At 71.1% G+C, this 18,745-nt stretch carries 18 protein-coding genes; 7 read left to right on the forward strand and 11 right to left on the reverse strand.

Features of this window, described 5'->3' with window-relative positions; all coding sequences use genetic code 11:
• The first annotated feature begins 41 nt into the window (after positions 1-41).
• Genes AB0B76_RS42790 through AB0B76_RS42810 form a run of 5 tightly spaced genes read left to right on the forward strand, consistent with a single transcriptional unit; the run spans position 42 to position 4,827 of the window.
• Positions 42-1,940 carry a dihydroxyacetone kinase family protein gene (locus AB0B76_RS42790; RefSeq protein WP_360386722.1) on the forward strand — a complete coding sequence of 633 codons (1,899 nt, stop codon included), beginning with the start codon at positions 42-44 and terminating at the stop codon, positions 1,938-1,940.
• A complete protein-coding gene (locus AB0B76_RS42795) occupies positions 1,937-2,407 on the forward strand; it encodes a ribose-5-phosphate isomerase (protein ID WP_360386725.1) in 471 nt (156 codons plus the stop codon). The genes AB0B76_RS42790 and AB0B76_RS42795 overlap by 4 nt, the downstream gene beginning before the upstream one ends.
• Positions 2,404-3,168, forward strand: a complete 765-nt coding sequence (locus tag AB0B76_RS42800) for a triose-phosphate isomerase family protein (RefSeq protein ID WP_360386727.1) — start codon at positions 2,404-2,406, stop codon at positions 3,166-3,168. The genes AB0B76_RS42795 and AB0B76_RS42800 overlap by 4 nt, the downstream gene beginning before the upstream one ends.
• Complete coding sequence (locus AB0B76_RS42805) at positions 3,165-3,977, forward strand: sugar phosphate isomerase/epimerase family protein (RefSeq protein WP_360386730.1); 813 nt, start codon at positions 3,165-3,167, stop codon at positions 3,975-3,977. The genes AB0B76_RS42800 and AB0B76_RS42805 overlap by 4 nt, the downstream gene beginning before the upstream one ends.
• The gene (locus AB0B76_RS42810) at positions 3,970-4,827 is read left to right on the forward strand and encodes a phosphogluconate dehydrogenase C-terminal domain-containing protein (RefSeq protein WP_360386733.1); all 858 of its coding nucleotides are present in this window, start codon (positions 3,970-3,972) and stop codon (positions 4,825-4,827) included. The genes AB0B76_RS42805 and AB0B76_RS42810 overlap by 8 nt, the downstream gene beginning before the upstream one ends.
• A gap of 38 nt (positions 4,828-4,865) precedes the next feature.
• Here the strand turns inward: AB0B76_RS42810 and AB0B76_RS42815 are convergent, their stop codons facing one another.
• The 11 genes from AB0B76_RS42815 to AB0B76_RS42865 all read right to left on the reverse strand — a co-directional run bounded on the left by AB0B76_RS42815 (position 4,866) and on the right by AB0B76_RS42865 (position 15,064).
• Complete coding sequence (locus AB0B76_RS42815; RefSeq protein WP_360386735.1) at positions 4,866-5,900, reverse strand: LacI family DNA-binding transcriptional regulator; 1,035 nt, start codon at positions 5,898-5,900, stop codon at positions 4,866-4,868.
• 22 nt (positions 5,901-5,922) lie between these two features.
• Positions 5,923-6,990 carry a hydroxyacid dehydrogenase gene (locus AB0B76_RS42820; protein WP_360386738.1) on the reverse strand — a complete coding sequence of 356 codons (1,068 nt, stop codon included), beginning with the start codon at positions 6,988-6,990 and terminating at the stop codon, positions 5,923-5,925.
• Positions 6,987-7,838, reverse strand: a complete 852-nt coding sequence (locus tag AB0B76_RS42825) for an amidohydrolase family protein (RefSeq protein ID WP_360386740.1) — start codon at positions 7,836-7,838, stop codon at positions 6,987-6,989. Before AB0B76_RS42825 ends, AB0B76_RS42820 begins: the two co-directional genes overlap by 4 nt.
• A complete protein-coding gene (locus tag AB0B76_RS42830; RefSeq protein ID WP_360386742.1) occupies positions 7,835-8,737 on the reverse strand; it encodes a carbohydrate ABC transporter permease in 903 nt (300 codons plus the stop codon). Before AB0B76_RS42830 ends, AB0B76_RS42825 begins: the two co-directional genes overlap by 4 nt.
• 3 nt (positions 8,738-8,740) lie before the next feature.
• Positions 8,741-9,625 (reverse strand): sugar ABC transporter permease, encoded by an 885-nt coding sequence (locus AB0B76_RS42835; RefSeq protein ID WP_360386744.1) that lies wholly within the window; start codon positions 9,623-9,625, stop codon positions 8,741-8,743.
• A 128-nt stretch (positions 9,626-9,753) separates the two neighbouring features.
• Positions 9,754-10,911 carry an extracellular solute-binding protein gene (locus tag AB0B76_RS42840; protein ID WP_360386747.1) on the reverse strand — a complete coding sequence of 386 codons (1,158 nt, stop codon included), beginning with the start codon at positions 10,909-10,911 and terminating at the stop codon, positions 9,754-9,756.
• 245 nt (positions 10,912-11,156) lie between these two features.
• Positions 11,157-12,554 carry a hypothetical protein gene (locus AB0B76_RS42845; protein WP_360386750.1) on the reverse strand — a complete coding sequence of 466 codons (1,398 nt, stop codon included), beginning with the start codon at positions 12,552-12,554 and terminating at the stop codon, positions 11,157-11,159.
• Positions 12,555-12,573: 19 nt separating this feature from the next.
• The gene (locus AB0B76_RS42850; protein WP_360386752.1) at positions 12,574-12,993 is read right to left on the reverse strand and encodes a carboxymuconolactone decarboxylase family protein; all 420 of its coding nucleotides are present in this window, start codon (positions 12,991-12,993) and stop codon (positions 12,574-12,576) included.
• Between the two features lie 24 nt (positions 12,994-13,017).
• A complete protein-coding gene (locus tag AB0B76_RS42855) occupies positions 13,018-13,770 on the reverse strand; it encodes an SDR family NAD(P)-dependent oxidoreductase (RefSeq protein WP_360386755.1) in 753 nt (250 codons plus the stop codon).
• A gap of 23 nt (positions 13,771-13,793) precedes the next feature.
• A complete protein-coding gene (locus AB0B76_RS42860) occupies positions 13,794-14,642 on the reverse strand; it encodes an NAD(P)-dependent oxidoreductase (protein WP_360386758.1) in 849 nt (282 codons plus the stop codon).
• Entirely contained in the window at positions 14,639-15,064 is a 426-nt protein-coding gene (locus AB0B76_RS42865) for an AraC family ligand binding domain-containing protein (RefSeq protein WP_360386761.1), read from the reverse strand. Before AB0B76_RS42865 ends, AB0B76_RS42860 begins: the two co-directional genes overlap by 4 nt.
• An 87-nt stretch (positions 15,065-15,151) precedes the next feature.
• Between AB0B76_RS42865 and AB0B76_RS42870 the strand changes: the two genes are divergently transcribed.
• Both AB0B76_RS42870 and AB0B76_RS42875 read left to right on the forward strand, forming a co-directional pair.
• Positions 15,152-17,773 carry a family 78 glycoside hydrolase catalytic domain gene (locus AB0B76_RS42870; RefSeq protein ID WP_360386764.1) on the forward strand — a complete coding sequence of 874 codons (2,622 nt, stop codon included), beginning with the start codon at positions 15,152-15,154 and terminating at the stop codon, positions 17,771-17,773.
• Entirely contained in the window at positions 17,770-18,717 is a 948-nt protein-coding gene (locus AB0B76_RS42875; RefSeq protein ID WP_360386766.1) for a D-2-hydroxyacid dehydrogenase, read from the forward strand. The genes AB0B76_RS42870 and AB0B76_RS42875 overlap by 4 nt, the downstream gene beginning before the upstream one ends.
• Positions 18,718-18,745: the final 28 nt, after the last annotated feature.

The following is an 18,745-nucleotide window of genomic DNA, read 5'->3' on the forward strand; positions in this document are numbered from 1 at the left end:
ACCGGTTGCTATGATCGCCGCACGTCCGCTGAGGAGGGTCCATGACCCGGTTGTTCAACGACCCCGTCGAGTTCGCCGACGAGATGACCGACGGATTCGCCGCCGCCTACGCACGGTTCGTACGCCGGGTCCCCGGTGGCGTGGTCCGCCGGGACGGCACCGCCGGCGAGGTGGCCGTCGTCGTCGGGGGCGGCTCCGGCCACTATCCGGCGTTCGCCGGCCTCGTCGGCCCGGGCCTGGCCCACGGCGCCGCCATGGGCGACCTGTTCGCCTCGCCGTCCGCCGCGCGGGTGCACTCGGTGGCCCGGGCCGCCGACGGTGGTGCCGGCATCCTGTTCTGCTACGGCAACTACGCGGGCGACGTCCTCAACTTCACCGAGGCCCAGGAACGGCTGCGGGCGGAGGGGGTCGACGCCCGGACCGTACTCGTGACCGACGACGTGTCCAGCGCACCGCCCGAATCACCCGAGCGCCGGCGCGGCATCGCCGGCGATCTGGCGGTGTTCAAGCTGGCCGGCGCCGCCGCGGCCCGGGGCGCCTCGCTCGACGATGTGGAACGGGTCGCGCGACGGGCCAACGACCGCACGCGCACACTGGGCGTCGCCTTCTCCGGCTGTACGCTGCCCGGCGCGTCGGCGCCGCTGTTCCGCGTGCCCGCCGGGCGCATGGCGGTCGGCATGGGCATCCACGGTGAGCCCGGCATCTCCGACGACGACCTGCCGACCGCCGACGAGCTGGCCGAGCTGTTCGTCGACCGGCTCCTCGGCGAGCGGCCCGGCGACGTCGGCCCGCTCGGCCGCGGGCGCGTCGCCGTGATCCTCAACGGTCTCGGCTCGGTGAAGTACGAGGAGCTGTTCGTCGTCTACCGCGGTGTGGCCCGGCGGCTCGCCGCGGCCGGCGTCACGGCCGTCGATCCCGACGTCGGCGAGTTCTGCACCAGCTTCGACATGGCCGGCGCCTCGCTCACGCTGACCTGGCTCGACGACGAGCTCGAGGAGCTCTGGCTCGAACCGGCGGATACTCCCGCCTACCGCAAGGCCCCGAACGCCTTCACCCGGCGGGCCGGCACGTCGGCCGCCGGCGGGACGACGGGCGAGCCGCCAGCCGTGGGCGGGACGACGGCCGTGGGCGGGACGACGGCCGTGGGCGGGACGACGGGCGAGCCGCCAGCCGTGGGCGGGACGACGGCCGTGGGCGGGACGACGGCCGTGGGCGGGACGACGGCCGTGGGCGGGACGACGGCCGAGCCGCCGGCCGCCGCTGAGCCGGCACTCGGGTCCGCCGCGTCCCGTGCGGCCGCCGCGACGGCCTGCGCGGTGCTCGACGCCGTCGCCGCGGCGGTGGCCGGCGCGGCCGACGAACTGGGCCGCCTCGACGCGGTGGCCGGCGACGGCGACCACGGCATCGGTATGCGACGGGGGTCGCTGGCCGCGGCCGCGGCGGCCCGGGCCGCGCACGACCAGGGCCTGGGCTGCGGTCCGGTCCTGGCCGCCGCCGGCGACGCCTGGGCGGACAAGGGCGGCGGGACCTCCGGCGCCCTGTGGGGTACGACCTTGCGCGCGGCCGGCCGTCGCCTCGGCGACGTGGCGGCGCCCACGCCGGGTGTGCTCGCCGAGGCGGTCGCCGACGCCCTCGCCGCCGTCCGGCGACAGGGCGGCGCGGCCCCGGGCGACAAGACGCTGGTGGACGCCTTCGCACCCTTCGCGGACGAGCTGTCCGGCCGAATCGCCGGCGGGAGCGCCCTCGCGGCCGCCTGGCTCACGGCGGCCCGGGCGGCCACCACCGCGGCCGACGCCACCGCCGACCTGCTGCCCCGGCTCGGCCGGGCCCGCCCGCACGCCGAGCGCAGCCTCGGCACCCCGGACCCGGGTGCGCGGTCGTTCGCCATCGCCATGACGGCCGCCGCCCTTTGCCTGGCGCAACTCGAGGAGGAATCGTGACCGATCGCCTGCGGATCGTCGTCGGCGGCGACGACGCCGGGTACCGCTACAAGGAGCTACTCAAGGCGGACCTGGAGGCGAGCACCCTCGTCGCCTCCGTCGTCGACGTCGGCGTGGGCGCCGACGGCCACACACCGTACCCCCGCGTCGCGATCGAGGCCGCCGAGATGATCGCCCGCGGCGAGGCCGACCGGGCCCTGCTGATCTGCGGTACCGGTCTCGGGGTGGCGATCTCGGCCAACAAGGTGCCCGGGATCCGGGCCGTGACGGCGCACGACAGCTTCTCCGTCGAGCGGTCCGTGCTGAGCAACGATGCCCAGGTGCTGTGCCTGGGCCAGCGGGTCATCGGCATCGAGCTGGCCCGCAGGCTCGTCCGCGAGTGGCTCGGGTACCGCTTCGACCCCACCAGCGCGAGCTCCGACAAGCTCGCCGTGCTCGGGCGGTACGAGATGAAGGAAGCCTCTTGACCGGGCCGCTGGTCATCGGTGTGAGCCTCAAGATGTATTTCGGGCTGCGCGCCGCCCACGACTGGTGCCGCGCCGTCGCGGCCCTGGTCGCCGACCGGCCGGAACTGGCGGAAGGGCGCACGGTGCTGTTCGTCGCGCCGAGCCATCTCGCCATTCCGGGGGCCGGCAATGCGTTCGCGGGTACGCCGGTCCGCGTGGCCGCCCAGGACGTGGCCGCCGACGAGGCCGGGCCGTACACGGGCGAGGTGAGCGCGGCCGAGCTCGCCGAGGCCGGCGTTGCCGTGGTCGAGATCGGCCACGCCGAGCGCCGCCGGTTGTTCGGTGAGACCGACGTGACGGTGGCCGCCAAGGTCGCGGCGGCCGCCCGGCACGGCCTCACCCCGCTCGTCTGCGTCGGTGCGCGGCCGCACGAGGACGCGGCGGGCGTCGCCGAGGGCCAGCTCCGCGCGGCGCTGGCCGGAAAGCCCGCCGGACCGGTGTGGGTGGCGTACGAGCCGCTGGCGTCCATCGGCGCCGCGCAGCCCGCGCCGGCCAGCGAGGTCACGCCCGTGACCCGGCGGTTGCGCGAGGTGCTCGCCGAGGTTACCGGGCGTCCGGACGGAGCCGTGCTCTACGGCGGCAGCGCCGGCCCGGGCCTGCTCGGCGAGCTCGCCGACGGCGTCGACGGGCTGTTCCTCGGCCGCTTCGCGCACGATCCGGCCCGCCTGGCCCAGGTACTCGACGAAGCCGCGGCCCACCTCGCAACGGGAGGACGGCGTTGATCGGCCTCGGCACCTACGCCTATTTCTGGCAGTTGTCCGATCGGATGCCACAGCCGCTGACCCTCGGCCAGGCCCTCGAACAGACGGCGGCCCACGGGGTCGGCATGTTCCAGATCTGCGACTATCCGAGGATTCTGACGTTCTCGCCCGGCGAACTGCACGACCTGCGCCGGCGCGCGGACGACCTCGGGCTCCGGCTCGAGCTCGGCACCCGGGGAACCGGCACCGACCATCTGACCACCTTCCTGCGGCTCGCCGGCGTCCTCGGGGCCGGGGTCGTGCGGACGATGCTCAACCCGGTGGGCGACGAGTCGACGCTCGGAGAGTCGGAGCGGCGGCTGCGTCGCGTGCTGCCGGATTACGACCGGGCCGGTGTGACGCTCGCGCTCGAGACGTACGAACGGGTACCGGTGCGCGACCTGGTCCGGCTCGTCGAGACGGTCGGCTCGGACCGGCTCGGCATCTGCCTGGACCCGGGCAACGGCGTCGCCGCGCTCGACCTGCCCCGCGACACCGTCGACCTGTGCGCCCCGTACGTAGCGGACGTCCACGTCAAGGATTTCGCGTTCACCCGCAGCGAGGGCTGGGTCGGCTTCCAGTACACCGGGGCCCCGCTCGGCACAGGGCTGCTGGACTACGCACACATGGCGCGTGCGGTCGGGCCGCGGCGGCGGGGCATCGCCCAGATCGTCGAGCACTGGCTCCCCTGGCAGGGCGATCCCGCGGCGACCGCGGCCGAAGAACAACGCTGGACGGAGGTCGCACTCGAATACCTCCGCGACTATCAGAAGGAGCACGGCAATGAGTAGTACCGACGCCTTGAAGATCGCGGTGATCGGGGCCGGCGGGAAGATGGGGATGCGGGTCTCCAACAACCTCGTCAAGACGGCTCACCAGGTCTGGTACAGCGAGAACTCACCGGCCGGGCAGGACCGGGTGACGGCGGCCGGCCGCACGCTCACCGACTCCCCCACCGCGGTGGCCGACGCCGACGTGGTGATCCTGGCCGTCCCCGACCTGGCGCTGGAGGCCGTGTCGGCCGAGCTGGTCCAGCTGATGAAGACCGGCAGCGTCCTGCTCACGCTCGACCCGGCGGCCGCGTACGCCGGCCTGCTCACCCGGCGCGACGAGGTCGTCCAGGCGGTCACGCACCCGTGCCACCCGTCGGTCTTCGTGGAGCGACACACGCCCGAGGAGTACGCGGACACGTTCGGCGGCATCGCGGCCCGTCAGGACGCGATCGCCGCCGCCGAGTCGGACGACCCGGCCGTCAAGGACCGGGTAGAGACGGTCGTGCGGGCCATCTTCGCCCCGGTCGGCGATGTGCACTGGGTGACGGTGAAGCAGCTCGCCCAGCTGGAGCCGACCCTGGTCGAGACCATCGCCTGCATGGTCGGCTCGCTGCTGAAGGAGGCGCTCGACGAGACCGTGGCCCTCGGCGTTCCGGAGCCGGCGGCCCGGTCGATCCTGCTCGGCCACACCCAGGTCGCGCTGGCGAACACGCTGAAGGGCGACAACCCGTTCAGCGACGCCTGCCTCATCGCGATGGACTACGGACGCGAATCCATCCTCCGCGACGACTGGAAGAAGGTCTTCCGCGACGACGAGCTCGACCACGTGCTGGCCCGCATGCTGCACCTGAGGGCGATCGCCCGATAAAGAACGGCGCCGGGCCGGATCGCAATGACCGGCCCGGCTCAGGCGGGCGCCGGACCGCTCGTGCTGGACCGGATGACGAGCTTCGGGGTGAACACCTCATGGCGTACCGCACCGGACTCGATGTTGTTCAGCAGCAGGTCCACGGCCACCGATCCGAAGTCCTCGTGTGGGGTACGGATCGAGGAGAGCGGGACGATCGAGGATTCCGCGTACTCGATGTCGTCGTAGCCGATCACGGCGATGTCCTCCGGGATCCGTACGCCGCCCATGACGAACGCGTGCAAGATGCCGATGGCCAGCAGGTCGTTGACCGCGAACACGGCGTCGGGCCGCAGCGCGGGGTCGCGGGCCAGGATGCGGTGCCCGACGGCTCGACCGGCCCGGATCGTGCGCTCCGGGATGTCGACCACCTCGAGGGTGGCCGACCCGGCCTCCCGCACAGCGAGGCTGGCCCCCTGCAACCGGCCGGCCACCTGCTGGATCGACAGCGGTCCACCGACGAAGGCCAGCCGCCGGCGCCCGAGCGACAGCAGGTGCTCCCCCGCGAGCCGGCCGCCGACGACCTCGTCCACCGAGACGGACGGCTGTTTGTCGGAGACGGCACGGCCGCCGATCAGCACGTTGGGCGTGCCGCGCCGGCGCACCTCCGCCAGCCGGTCCTCCAGCCGTTCGAACGAGGCCACCAGCATGCCGCGCACGCGGTACCGCTCGAACAGCCCGATGTACTGGTCCTCTCGCTCGCGGTTGCCGTGCGCGTTGACCACGAACACCGCCAGCCCGTGCTCCGCCGCCCGCGCCTCCACACCCTCCACGAGCGTGAAGAAGAACGGGTTGCTGAAGTCGGGCGCGATGTACGCGATGGCGTTGCTCTCGCCGAGACGCAGCTGCCGGCCGACGATGTTCGGGACGAACCCGAGCTCTTCGATGGCGAGGCGGATGCGCTCCGCCTTCTGCTCCGACACCCGCTCCGGATGGTTGAGGTAGTGCGACACCGTGCCCAGCGCGACGCCCGCGTGCCTCGCCACCTCGCGAATGCCGACCTTGCTCACCGCGCCGCTGCCTCGTTCGCTCACCGTCGGTCTACCCCACACCGTCTCACGGAGAACCGAGCTCGCGCGGCACCAGCCGGTAGCGCGGACGCACCCCGGCGAGGACGCGCTCGACGTCGTCCACCATGTATTCGAAGAACCTCGGCTCGGCGGCGTCCGTCACACCGGCGATGTGCGGACTGAGAAACACGTTAGGCATTGTGCGCAGCGGCGAGTCCATCGGCAAGGGCTCCGGCTCGACGACGTCGAGGCAGGCGATCAGGTCGCCCTGCCGCAGCCGCTCGACCAGCGCCTCGGTGTCCACGACGGCACCTCGGGACACGTTGACGAATACCGATCCAGGGCGCATCCGGGCGATCTGTCCGGCACCGATCATACCCGTCGTGGCCTGCGTCAGCGGCACGAGGCTGATGACGACGTCGGACCGCTCCAGCACGTTGTCCAGGCTCGTCAGGTCGATGTCGTAGGCGTTGGCGAGAACATCTGGGGCGCCCGGGTCGTGGGCGAGCACGCGCACCTGGAACGGCCGGAGGAGTTCCAGCAGCCGGCGTCCGACATTCCCCAGCGCGATGAGGCCGACCGTCTTGCCGGTGAGCTCGCCGCGCAGATATCCGGGATCCTCCAGGAACACGGTCCGGTCGGGCCAGAGCAGCTCACCCGCGATCAACCGGCGAAACAGCGCGCCCGCATTGCGCAGGCCGATCATCGCGAGCGCGAGCGCCCACTCGGCGACCGGGTCCGACGATCCGTTGGTCGTGTCGGACACCACGATCCCCCGGCGGTGCGCGGCATCCACGTCCACCCGGGCCGCGAAGCGGTCGCCGTGGGTGTCACCGATCAGGCGCAGCCGCGGGGCCGCGGCCATGATGTCGTCGGTGATGCGCGGGCATCCGTAGCTCACGACGAGCGCGTCGAGGTCCCGGGCGAACTCGGTGACGCGCGCGTCGAGGGCCGGGTCCTGCGGCGGCGGCCCGAACACCCGGTCGGGGCCGTCGAGCTCGAGCCAGACGACGTCGGCGAAGCGCTCGAGGCGCGCGACGTGCTCGGGGAAGAAGTAGCGGCGGCGGCCCGCCGCGGTCACGACGATGCCGACCCGTGGCCGTGGCGCGCTCATTGCAGCCGTCCCCGTTCACGTAGCAGTGTCTCCAGGGTGCCGCCCTGGATACGGGCGATGTCGTCCTCGCTCAGGAACTCTGCATGGTCCCGCAGCACCTGCAGCGCCTGGCGGTAGCTGTGGTGCGGCAGCAACGACGGCCAGTCGGACGACCACACCATCCGGCCCGGGCCCCAGCTCTCGGCGAACGCCTTGACGATGGGCATCCGGTCGTCATACGGGTAATCCCAGGGGCGGTCGTGCCCATAATAGTAGCCGGAAACCTTCACGAGCAGATTTGGTACCTCCTCACGGTCGAGGACGAGCCGCAGACCCGCGTCGATCCCGTCGGGATGCAGCATGACGACCGCGAGATGGTTGACCAGGATCGGCACGTCCGGGAACCGGCGGGCGGTGTCGCGGAGGTCGTCGTACCACGCCGGCGGCGCGGCCAGGCTCACGAGCAGCCGGGCGTCCTGCGCGACCTGGAAGAATTCCCGCGCCGCATCCGAGCGCAGCCAGCCGTCGTTCTCTGCGGCGAGGTAGTGGGACACGCCGACCGGCTGATACCGCTCGATTGTCGCGCGGAGGCGGTCCGCCGCGCCCGGCCGGTGGTAGTGCGGCCCGAACCGGCTGTCGATGTCGGCGACCTGCAGCAACCGTCCTTTGTGGACCGTCGCGGCCTCGGCGCCGTAGTCGTTGTTGTCGTCGGCGTGCTCGATCCGCGCGTTGACCACGAGCGCCGCGTCGACACCGGCGCGGTCCATCTCCAGCAGCAGGTTCTCCGCCCGTCCCCGGGAATCGGAGTCGGGCACGTCGGGCCGGTAGGGCCAGCGCGGCCAGACGTGGGTGTGGGCGTCGACGATCATCCCTTCACCGACCCGGCCGTCAGGCCGCGCATGACCTGCTGGTTGAGCACCAGGTAAACGGCGAGGGTGCCGAACACGGTGATGCTGATGGCGGCGAACAGGGGGCCGTAGTCGACGGAGCCGTACTCGTCGCTGAAGTGCAGCAGGCCGACCTGGATCGTCGACAGCTTCGAGTCCACGTTGAACGTCAGCGCGATGAGCAGGTCGTTCCAGATCGAGAAGAACTGCAGGAGCCCGATCGTGAAGAGGCCGTTGCGGATCAGCGGCAGCCCGATCGAGAAGAACGCCCGGAACGGCCCGCCGCCCTCCATCGCCAGCGCCTCGAACAGCTCCCGGGGCACCGATCGGAAATAGGTGGCCATCATGAAGACGGTCAGCGGGAGCCCGTGGCCGACGTACGTGATGATCAGCGGCAGATAGCTGTCCGAGATGTTGAGGTTGAAGTAGATGGTGAAGAGCGGCAGCAGCACCATCTGCAGTGGCACCATCATGCCGCCGACGATCAGGAAGAGCACGGTACTGCGGCCCTTCCAGACCATCACCTCCAGGGCGAAGCCGGCCGCCGCGCCCAGCAAGAGGATGAGCACCAGGGACGGCACCGTGACGATGAGGCTGTTGAGGGCGTTGTGGCCCAGGCTGCCGGTCGTCCACGCGTCGACGTAGTTGTGCCACTGCAGCCCGCCCGGCATCGACCACAGGGGCTCGTCGACGATCTCGTTCTTCGTCTTGAACGAGTTGGTCAGGATCCAGAACAGCGGGTAGATCTCCGCGATGACGATCACCGCGATGAGCACCTTCACGAGCGTGCCGCCGGTGAGCCGGCGCGCGAGCGAGCCGGACCCCCGGCGCTGGGTCTCCCGCCGCGCGGGCGGAGCTGGGTCGACGTTGATCGCGGTCACGGTTCAGTCCTTCATGAGGTCGCGCCGGGAGGAGCGGAAGACGAACAGGGTCACGAACAGGCACACCACCGTGATGACGAGCGCGAGCGTGCTGCCGTAGCCGAAGTCACCGAAGCTGAATGCCGTCTTGAACATGAGCAGGTTCAGCGGCGTCGTCGCGTAACCAGGCCCGCCGTTGTTGAGGGCGACGATCGAGTCGAACACCTTGAGCGACGCGTTGAGGCTGAAGATGACGGTCGCCAGCAGCACGGGCATCGACAGCGGCAGCACGATGTGCCGCACGAGCCGCCAGGTGCCCGCGCCGTCCAGGCGGGCCGACTCGAGGATCTCCTCCGGGATCTCGATGAGTCCCGCGTACAGCAGGACCGCGAAGAAGCCCATGGTGCGCCACAGGTCCATGATCACGATGACGATGAAGGCCTTGTCGCCGTCGGCGAACCAGTCGATGCTGCCGGCTCCGAAGAAGCCGAGGATCGCGTTGACCGGCCCCTCCTGGGGCGAGGACGCGAACATGCGGTTGAACAGGAGGCTGACGGCGACGGTCGGCACCACCACCGGGAAGAACACGAGCGTGCGGATGAACGTCGAGGCCCGCCGCAGGACGAAGACGTACAGCAGCGCGAAGGCGTAGCCGAGCACGATCTGGCCCACGCTGATGACGACGGCGTACTTGAGCGTGAAGAGCAGCGCGTGACCCGCCTGGGGATCGCTGAACAGCCGGTTGATGTTCTTCAAGCCGGTGAAGTTGAACCCCCGGACCGGGTTGCCGTGCATGAAGGCCAGAAAGAGAGACCAGATCGCCGGGACGACCATGACTCCCACATAGATCAGAAGCGCGGGAAGCAGGAAGGCCGCGATCGCCTTCTTGTTCCCGAAGACATGCTTCACGGGAGGACCTCTCCGTTGGGGTCCGCTCGAAGGGTGGACCGCGGCTCGGGGGTGTGGGCGGGGTGGGGCGGCGGGTCCGGGTCGGACACCGCCGCCTCGCCGGTAGAGCTGGGGACGCGGCAGACGGATTACGACTCGGCGTCGAGGTCCGACTGGATGAGCGTCATGAAGTCCTTGGCCGACATCGCGCCGGTGAGCAGCGGCGCGGCGTTCGCGCTGGAGTCGTTGTTCGCCTTGGGAGTGAAGAGGCCCTCGAACCACAGCACGCTGGCCGGCGCCTTCTCGATGTCCTGCTGGATCTCGGTCGTGAGCTTCGGCAGGTTGTCGACCGGGGTGTTCACCTTGAAGCCGGAGAATGTGCCCTGCTTCTTCAGCGACTCCGAGCCCCAGTTCTTGGCGATGCAGGTCAGCCACGAGCCGACACCGTCGTTGTACAGCTTGGCGTTGATGGCGTTCGGGGAGCCGACGTTCGCCGGATACCCCTTGATGCCGGGGACGCCGAAGAACCCGATGTTGTCGCCGACCTTGTTCTGCTTGGGATCGTTCACCGCGGCGAGGAACCAGGTGCCCATGTACATCATGGCCGCGCTGCCGTTGAGGATCTGCGCGTTCATGGTGTCGTAGTCGAGGTTCGTGATGCCGTCGATGAAGTATTTGCCCAGCTCCTGCAGCTTCTGGGCCGCGGCGACGTACTGCGGGTCGGTGAGCTTGGCCTTCTTGTCCTTGACCTTCTGCAGCGCGTCCGGTCCGAGCTGGCTGTAGATGATCGCGCCCAGCCACCGGCTGATCGTCCAGCCGGTCTTGCCGGAGGCGACGAACGGGGTGACGCCTTCCGACTTCAGCTTCGCGGCGGCGGCGGTGAGCTGGTCGAGCGTGGTCGGAATCTCGATGCCGTGGTCGGCGAAGATCTTCTTGTTGTAGAAGATGCCCTCGATGTTGAACTGCAGTGGCACCGTCGGGAAGCTGCCGGCGTAGAGCTGCTCGATCACGGACTGCGCGGCCGGGGTCACCTGGTCCAGCACCCCGAGCTTTTGAAACGTTTCTTTGAGGTCCAGCACCTGGCCGGACGCCTGCAGGTCCCCACCGGGCGCGATCAGCGACTGCGTGCCGGCGTACATCACGGGCAGGGCCTTCTGGCCGCCGAGCAGCTGCACCTTCGACTGCATGTCAGCGCTGGACGTCTGCGACAGCGTGTACGGCAGCTGCTTCTGAGCATCCGAACACTGGTTGGCCTTCAGGTCGTCGAACATCGGGCCGGTCTGGGTGTTCTCCGTCGTGACCAGCACGGAGAACTCCTTGGCGCCACCCGATGCGGTGTCGTCGTTACCTCCTGAGCATCCCGCCAGGAGAAGGCTGGTCAACGCGGCGAACGCGATGGGAACGCTCGCACGGCGGTGCTTGATGCGCATATCCACGTTCAGGCTCCTTCAAGGTCCGCGTCCGGCGGAGGGGCTCACGGCTCGGGCGCGTGGGGTGATGAAACGTTACAAGCTGGTTTCGGTCCGGTCAACAACCTCGTACTGGTTCGCGATCAGGCGTTGCGGGAACGCACTTCCTCGCCCGCCGCCTCAAGATTGGCGAAGGTCATCTCTGAGTACTTCCGGGACAACAGAATGCCGTCGGCACCCCCGTCCAGCGCGGCCCGGACCGACTTGCGCACCTCGTCCGGCGTTGTCTGGATGACGTGCTCCGGCGTCGGGATGTTGATGTCGAGCCCCGGGTACACCGCCACGTTGCCGGCGGTCGCCGCGACCGTTCGCCGCGTCTCCCGCAGCACGTAGTCCGGTGTGAGGCCGACGCTCGGCAGGTCGTCGAACGCGACGGACTCGTCGTAACCGAGCGAGGTCCGGAACAGGTCGTACACGGTCTGCTCCGGCACCCCGCGGAAGACGCGGCTCGCGACGGTCCGGATGTAGTGATGCAGCCGGTAGCCGGCGCAGTTGTTGTACAGCACCGGTTTGATGAAGTCCGAATAGGACGACATCTTCGCGAAGTCCATCTGCGACCGGTACCAGGGCGAAAACGAATTGTGGTGCCAGATGTGCCAGCCGACCCGCACGTCGGGATTGAGGAACTTGACGGTCCCGTAGAGCCGGGCCTGGAACTCCTCGTACCCCTCGTGCCAGAGCCGGTCCCAGGCGATGATCTCCGGATAGGTGCCGAGGAGCCGCAGGAAACGGATGAAGGACGTGTCGCCGACCGGCACGTCGGGGGCCTCGTCGTTGAGCAGGCGGTCCAGTTCCAGATAGCCCTGGCGCGCCCGCCGGACGTCGATGCCCTCGCGCTCGCCGGCCTCGGTACACCAGCGGCAGAAGCAGTACGGGTTGCCGTTGCGGGCGAACCCGCCGTCGCCCAGCGCGTTGTCCAGGGGTCCGTTGCGCTCCGATCCCCACATGACGCCGTCGAGCTGGTAGCTCTTGACCTGGTCCTCGACCAGCGACAGCCACCAGTTCTGATAGTCCGGGTTGCGCAGGCACGCGTACGCGTCGGCGCGGCCCCAGGCATCGACCTGCAGCACCTTCGGCCAGTTGGGAACGTGTCGGGTCAGGCCGGAGTGGGTGTTCTCGAGCAGGAAGGCGTATACGGCGATGCCGCGTTCGGAGGCGGCCGGAATCACGTCGGCGAGGGCGTCGAAACCGTCCACCTCGGCGTCCCGGGCCCGGTGCGGGCCGAGCACGGTACCGCCGTAGAACTCGGGGTGCTGGTCGACGAACGATCCACCGAGGTGGACGTCGTCGTTCTCTTCCGGGCCGTGGCCCGGCCACGGCCGGTACCAGGTCTGGCGGCCGGCCAGCCCGCGGTCGAACGCCTGCGTCGCGACGAACACGGTGTTGACCGCCGCCTTCTCCGCGACCGTGTCGAGCACCGTCTCGACGCCCTCGTCGGCGAACGAGATGGCGCCGATCTGGATCCCTATGAGGGGTGACACTCTGCCTCCTTCATTTTGTTCAATCGCGTGGCCGGTCGGTGTCCGGGCCCAGCGCGGGGGGAATCTCCACGCCCAGCTCGATGAGCTGGTCGGTGACCACCCGGATGGCGTTGAGCGCCTTCGGGAAGCCGCAGTACTGCACGACGTGGATCACCGTCTCGAGGATCTCGGTCGGCGTGCAGCCGACCCGGATCGCGCCCCTCGTATGACCCCTGAGCTGCGGCTCCAGGCCGCCGATGGTCACCAGCGAAGCCAGCGAGAGCAGCTCCCGCTGGGCCAGCGTCAGGCCCGGGCGCGAGTAGATGTCGCCGAAGTTGAACTCGACGCCGAACCGCGCCAGATCCTGTGCGAGGCCCGTCTGCATCTCGACCAGGCCGTCGGCCTTGCCCGCGCCGTAGACCTCTTCGAACCAGTGCGCGCCCTTTTCGAACCGTTTCAAACTGACCTCCCGGTCGCGAATCCCTCAGATGGAGTGGCCGCCGTCGAGCGGCAGGACGACGCCGGTGACGTTGACCCCGGCCGGGCCGGCCAGGAACACGATCGCCTCGGCCAGGTGCTCGGGCCGGCCGAGCAGTCGCGTCGGGATCTGGGCCAGCAGCGCTTCGCGCCGCTCCGGCGTGTCCCGGTCCCGGCCCGGCGTCGCCTGGGCGCCCGGCGCGATCGCGTTGACCGTGACGCCCTGCTCCGCGACCTCGATGGCGAGCGCCTTGGTGAGCCCGATGACACCGGCCTTGGCGGCGGCGTACGCGGTCGCCCCGCGCACCAGCCGGCCGCCCGACACGGCGGCGATCGACGCGATGTTGACGATGCGGCCCGATCGCGCGGCGAGCATGGCCGGCAGCACCGCCCGGGTCGCGTTGAAGACCTGGTCGAGGTTGCGCGCCATCTGCGTGCGCCAGGTGTCCGGGGTCATTTCGTGGAAGAAGCTCACCGCCCCGCCGCCGGCGCAGTTGACCAGGACGTCCACCCCGCCGAGGCGGCCGACGAGACCCGCGGTCGCATCCTGGACCGCGTCGAAGTCGGTCAGGTCCACGGCGGCGCCGGTCCATTCCCGGCCCGCCGCCCGGACCCGCTCACCGGCGGCGGCGAGGCCGTCCGCGTTGAGGTCGAGCCCGCCGACGTCCGCGCCCTCGCGCGCGAGGACCTCGCAGATGACCGTGCCCAATGCGCCCGCGGCTCCCGTGACGATCGCCCGCCGGCCCTCTAGCTGTGCCACATCGTCTCCTTCGACCGGCCGGCTCACGCCGGGCGGTACTCGTCTCTCCAGCGGTGCTGCGCGGTGAAGCCCAGCTCGTCACGTGCCTTCCTGGTCGACATCAGCGACTCGAACTCGCCCAGGTCCGCGGCGACCGCAACGCCCGGAAACCACCGGGCGGCCAGCTCGGCCGACGGGATGTCGAGACCGGTATCGGGCGCCGCGACGTTGTAGACCGCAAAACCCGGCTCGCCCTTGGCCAGGGCGAGGGACACGGCCAGCGCACCGTCGCGCGCGTCGACGTAGGACCCGAGCAGGTCGCGGCGGTAACCGGGATCGGACGCCCGCGCGAACCCGGCGTACTCGCCGGCCCCGACGACGTTGGTGAATCGCAGCGCCGTCATGGACAGCCGCGGCTGCCACGTGACGAGCTGCTCGGCCATCGTCTCCTCGAGGACCTTGCCCAACCCGTACGTGTTCCGGGCGGCCCGGTGGTCCTCGGTCACCGGCAGCCCGGGGGGCGGCTGGTCGAACGGAAAGCCCATCGCGGTGATGCTCGAGGCGAGGACGATCCGCCGGATGCCCGCGCGCAGTGCGGCGAAATGCACGTTGAACGACGCGATCATGTTGTTGTGGAAGGTCGTCGCGTCGGGCACCAGCCCGTTGACCGGGATGGCGGCGAGGTGCACCAGCGCGTCCAGCCCGGTGTGCCGGGCGGTCACGCCGAGCAACGAGTCGAGCACCTGGCCGTAGTCGGTCAGGTCGACGCGGGTGAAGCCGGACCCGGACGCGCCGTCGAGGTCGAGGCCGAGCACCTCGTGCCCCTCGTCGCGCAGCCGGGCGGTGGTGGCCCGCCCGAGCTTCCCGGAGCTCCCCGTGACCGCGATCCTCATTCCGCTACCTCCTGCGAAGCCCTGTCCCGGTAACGGGTCGGGAAATCGTCGGGTACCGGCCGGGCCGGGACGTCGTGACCGGCGGCCATCTCCGGGCCGGTGTGCCGGTGGCCGCCGCGGCCGCCCGGCGGGACCGGGCCTTCCACGAAGAAGCCGCGCACGGCCTCGTACACCTCGAGGAAGTCGTGCACGTCGCCCGCCACCGTGAGCACGATGTCGCCGGACTGGACGTACCGCTCGGCCCCGTCGACGAAGATCTTCGCCCGCCCCTCGGCGACGAACCACAGCTCCGCCGTGTCGTGGAAGTGGCGGTCGAACCGCCCGGCCTCCAGCGGCACGGCGAATCGCCCGGCGGAGGCGAACACGGCGGCGGCCGGCCGGGTCTCGTCGTTGAGCCAGTCTCCCGGCGCGTAGATCGGCACGGGGTCCATCTTGTTTCGCCGGTTGAAACGTGTCAAGAACTGTTGTTAGAGTGCGGTCCCCCAGCCGTTTCGATGAAAGGGCAACGCATGCCGGGCACGCCCACCGCGCCGCGGATCGAACATCACCGCGAGGCCCGAGGCATCGGCGAGCCCGCTCCGCGCATCTCGTGGACGACCACGGCCGAACCGGACTGGCGCCAGCGCGCGTACGAGGTCGAGGTCTCCCGGGGCGGTACCGTCGAGGTCGTCCGGGTGGAATCGGCCGAGCAGATTCTGGTTCCCTGGCCCTCCGCCCCGCTGGCGTCCCGGGAACGGGCCGCCGTGCGGGTCCGGGTCGCCGGCGACGACGGTGTGTACGGTCCGTGGTCGGCGACGACCGGGCTCGAGGCCGGGTTGCTCGAACCCGGCGACTGGGTGGCCGTTCCCGTCGGCGCGGCGTGGGACGAGGACCCCGACTCCGACGACCGGCGCCCCTCCCTGGTCCGCCGGGAGTTCGAGGCCGGCGCCGGCCTGCTCTCGGCGCGCCTCTACGTGACGGCGCACGGCCTCTACGAGGTCGAGCTCAACGGCCGGCGCGTGGGCGACGACGCCATGTCCCCCGGTTGGACCGCCTACGGCAAGCACCTGCGCTACTACACGTACGACGTGACGCCGTTGCTCCAGGAGGGCGGCAACGCCATCGGGTCGTGGCTCGGCGACGGCTGGTACCGCGGGCGCCTGGGCTGGCGAGGCGGGTTCCGCAACGTCTTCGGCTCGGACCTGTCCCTGCTGGCCCAGCTCGAACTGCGCTACGACGACGGCCGGACCGAGACGGTGCCCACGGACGCGTCCTGGCGGGCCGCGCCGAGCCCGATCATCCGGACCGGCAACTACGACGGCGAGGACTACGACGCCCGCGCGGAGCAGCCCGGGTGGTCGTCAGCCGGCTTCGACGACGCGCGATGGACACCGGTCGCGGTGCACGTGCAGGACCCCGCCGTACTCCGGGCGCCGACCGGCCCTCCGGTGCGGTGTACGCAGGAGATCGCGCCGGTCGCGGTGCTCACCTCGCCGACCGGCGCGCGCATCCTCGACTTCGGGCAGAATCTCGTCGGTCGCCCCCGGATCCGGGTTCAGGGCCCGGCCGGCACGACGGTCCGCATCCGGACCGCCGAAGTCCTCCAGGAGGGCGAGCTGTACACCCGCCCGCTGCGCTCGGCCCGCTCCACGGACCACTACACGCTGGCCGGTCCCGGCCCCGGCGCGACCCCGCGCACCGAGGAGTGGGAGCCGCGATTCACGTTCCACGGCTTCCGCTATGCCGAGGTGACCGGCTGGCCGGGCGACCTGGACGCCGCCGTCGCCGCGGGAGACATCGTCGCCCGCGTCTACCACACCGACCTCGAGCGCACCGGCTGGTTCTCCTGCTCCGACCCGATGCTGGAGCAACTGCACAGCAACGTCGTATGGGGCATGCGGGGGAACTTTCTGGACATCCCCACCGACTGCCCGCAGCGCGACGAGCGCGTCGGCTGGACCGGCGACCTCCAGGTGTTCGCCCCGACGGCGACGTTCCTGTACGACGTGTCCGGCATGCTGGACGGCTGGCTGCGGGACGTGGCCCGCGAACAGCTGCCCGACGGCACGATCCCCTGGTACGTCCCGGTGATCCCGTCGAAGCACATGTGGACGCCGATCCGGCCCGGCGCGGCCTGGGGCGACGCCGCGACGCTGACGCCGCTGACGTTGTTCGACCGCTACGGGGACCGGGCGATCGTCGATCGGCAGTTCGACAGCGCCCGGCGGTGGGTCGACCTCATCGACCGCCTCGCCGGCTCGGACCACCTGTGGAACGAGGGATTCCAGCTCGGCGACTGGCTCGATCCCGCCGCGCCGCCGGAGGATCCGGCCGACGCGACGACGGACCGCTACCTCGTGGCCACCGCATACTTCGCCGCCTCGGCGCGCGCCGTCGCCCGGATGGCCGGGCTCCTCGGCCGAACCGGCGACCAGGCGCGGTACGCGGACCTCGCCGGCGCGGTCCGGAAGGCCTTCGCCGCCAGGTACGTCCTGCCGGACGGACGGATGACGAGCGACGCGCAGACCGCCTACTCGCTCGCGCTCGCGTTCGACCTCATCCCCGACGCGGCCGGGCGCGCAGCGGCGGCCGACCGGCTGGCCGAGCTCGTCGCGCAGGCCGGCAACCGCATCGCGACCGGATTCGTCGGCACGCCGCTCGTGACGGACGCGCTGTCCGCCAACGGGCACCTCGACACCGCGTACGACCTGCTGCTCGAGCGGGAGTGCCCGTCGTGGCTCTACGCCGTCACCCAGGGTGCGACCACGGTGTGGGAGCGTTGGGATGCCCTGCGCCCCGACGGAACGGTCAACCCGGGCCAGATGACGTCGTTCAACCACTATGCCCTCGGCGCCGTGGCGGACTGGATGCACCGGGTCGTCGCTGGACTCGCCCCGGCCGCGCCGGGCTACCGCGAGATCCTGTTCCGGCCGCGCCCCGGCGGCGGGCTGTCGTCGGCATCCGCGCGCCACGTCACGCCGTACGGCGAGGCCTCCATCGCCTGGCGCCGGACGGCCGACGGCATCGAGGTCGACACGACGGTGCCGATCGGCACCACGGCGATCCTCGACCTGGAGGGAGTGCAGCCGCAGCGGCTCGGCCCCGGCCGGCACCGGTCGACGGCGCCCGACCCGGCCGGAGCGGCCCGATGACGCGCGTTGCCGTGGTCGTGCGGGGCCTCGGGCTCGACGACGCCGAGCGGCAGGAGCTGCGCGACGCCGCCGGTCCCGGACTCGAGCTGCGCTTCCCGGCCGAGGGCGAGAACGTCGGCTTCGGCGACGTCGGCGCGGTGATCGGCCGGATCTCCGATGCCGAGCTGGCCTCGGCGCCGGCTCTGCGCTGGATCCACCTGTGGACCGCCGGCGCGGACCACGCCTTCACCGCCGGCCTGGCCGCCCGCCCCGGGGTCACCCTGACCGCGTCGGTGGGCAACGGCGCGATCGGGCTGGCCGAACACGCGATCCTCCTGCTCCTGTTGCTCGACCGCGGCGGCTGGCACTGGGCCCGGGCCCAGCAGGAGCACCGCTGGGACCCGGCCATGCACGGTGAACTGGCCGGCCGGACCCTCGGCCTGGTCGGGCTGGGCAACGCCGGCCGGCACCTCGCGGGAATCGCCCGGGGCATGGGTATGCGACTGCTCGCGACCCGCCGCACACCCGGCGCCGCCCCCGAGGTCGACGCGGTGTATCCGCCGGGCCGGGTCGCGGAGATGCTCGCCGGGTGTGACGCCGTCGTCGTCACCGCGCCGCTCACGCCGCAGACGCGGGGGATGCTGGGCGAGGCCGAGTTCCGCGCGATGAAGCCGACCGCCTACTACGTCAACGTCTCGCGGGGCGAGGTCGCCGACGAACGGGCCCTCGAACGGGCGCTGCTCGAAGGGTGGATCGCCGGCGCCGGCCTCGACGCCCATCACGTCGAGCCGCTCCCGTCGCGCAGCCCGTACTGGGATCTGCCCAACGTGATCGTGACGCCGCACAACGGTTCGACCTCGCGGCAGTCCCGGCGCCGGTCGTTCGACACGGTCGCCGGCAACCTGCGCCGGTTCGCGGCCGGCGAACCACTGGCCTCGGTGGTCGACCGCGAAGCCGGCTATTGAACCGGTTCACAGGACGAGCGCAGGTACC

The organism is Dactylosporangium sp. NPDC049140, from assembly GCF_040648435.1.

What these genes read in the sequence shown, in the direction of transcription:
- AB0B76_RS42790 (WP_360386722.1), top strand. Translation starts at nt 42, where the DNA reads ATGACCCGGTTGTTCAACGACCCCGTCGAGTTCGCCGACGAGATGACC.
- AB0B76_RS42810 (WP_360386733.1), top strand. Translation starts at nt 3,970, where the DNA reads ATGAGTAGTACCGACGCCTTGAAGATCGCGGTGATCGGGGCCGGCGGG.
- AB0B76_RS42820 (WP_360386738.1), bottom strand. Translation starts at nt 6,990, where the DNA reads ATGAGCGCGCCACGGCCACGGGTCGGCATCGTCGTGACCGCGGCGGGC.
- AB0B76_RS42825 (WP_360386740.1), bottom strand. Translation starts at nt 7,838, where the DNA reads ATGATCGTCGACGCCCACACCCACGTCTGGCCGCGCTGGCCCTACCGG.
- AB0B76_RS42860 (WP_360386758.1), bottom strand. Translation starts at nt 14,642, where the DNA reads ATGAGGATCGCGGTCACGGGGAGCTCCGGGAAGCTCGGGCGGGCCACC.
- AB0B76_RS42870 (WP_360386764.1), top strand. Translation starts at nt 15,152, where the DNA reads ATGCCGGGCACGCCCACCGCGCCGCGGATCGAACATCACCGCGAGGCC.
- AB0B76_RS42875 (WP_360386766.1), top strand. Translation starts at nt 17,770, where the DNA reads ATGACGCGCGTTGCCGTGGTCGTGCGGGGCCTCGGGCTCGACGACGCC.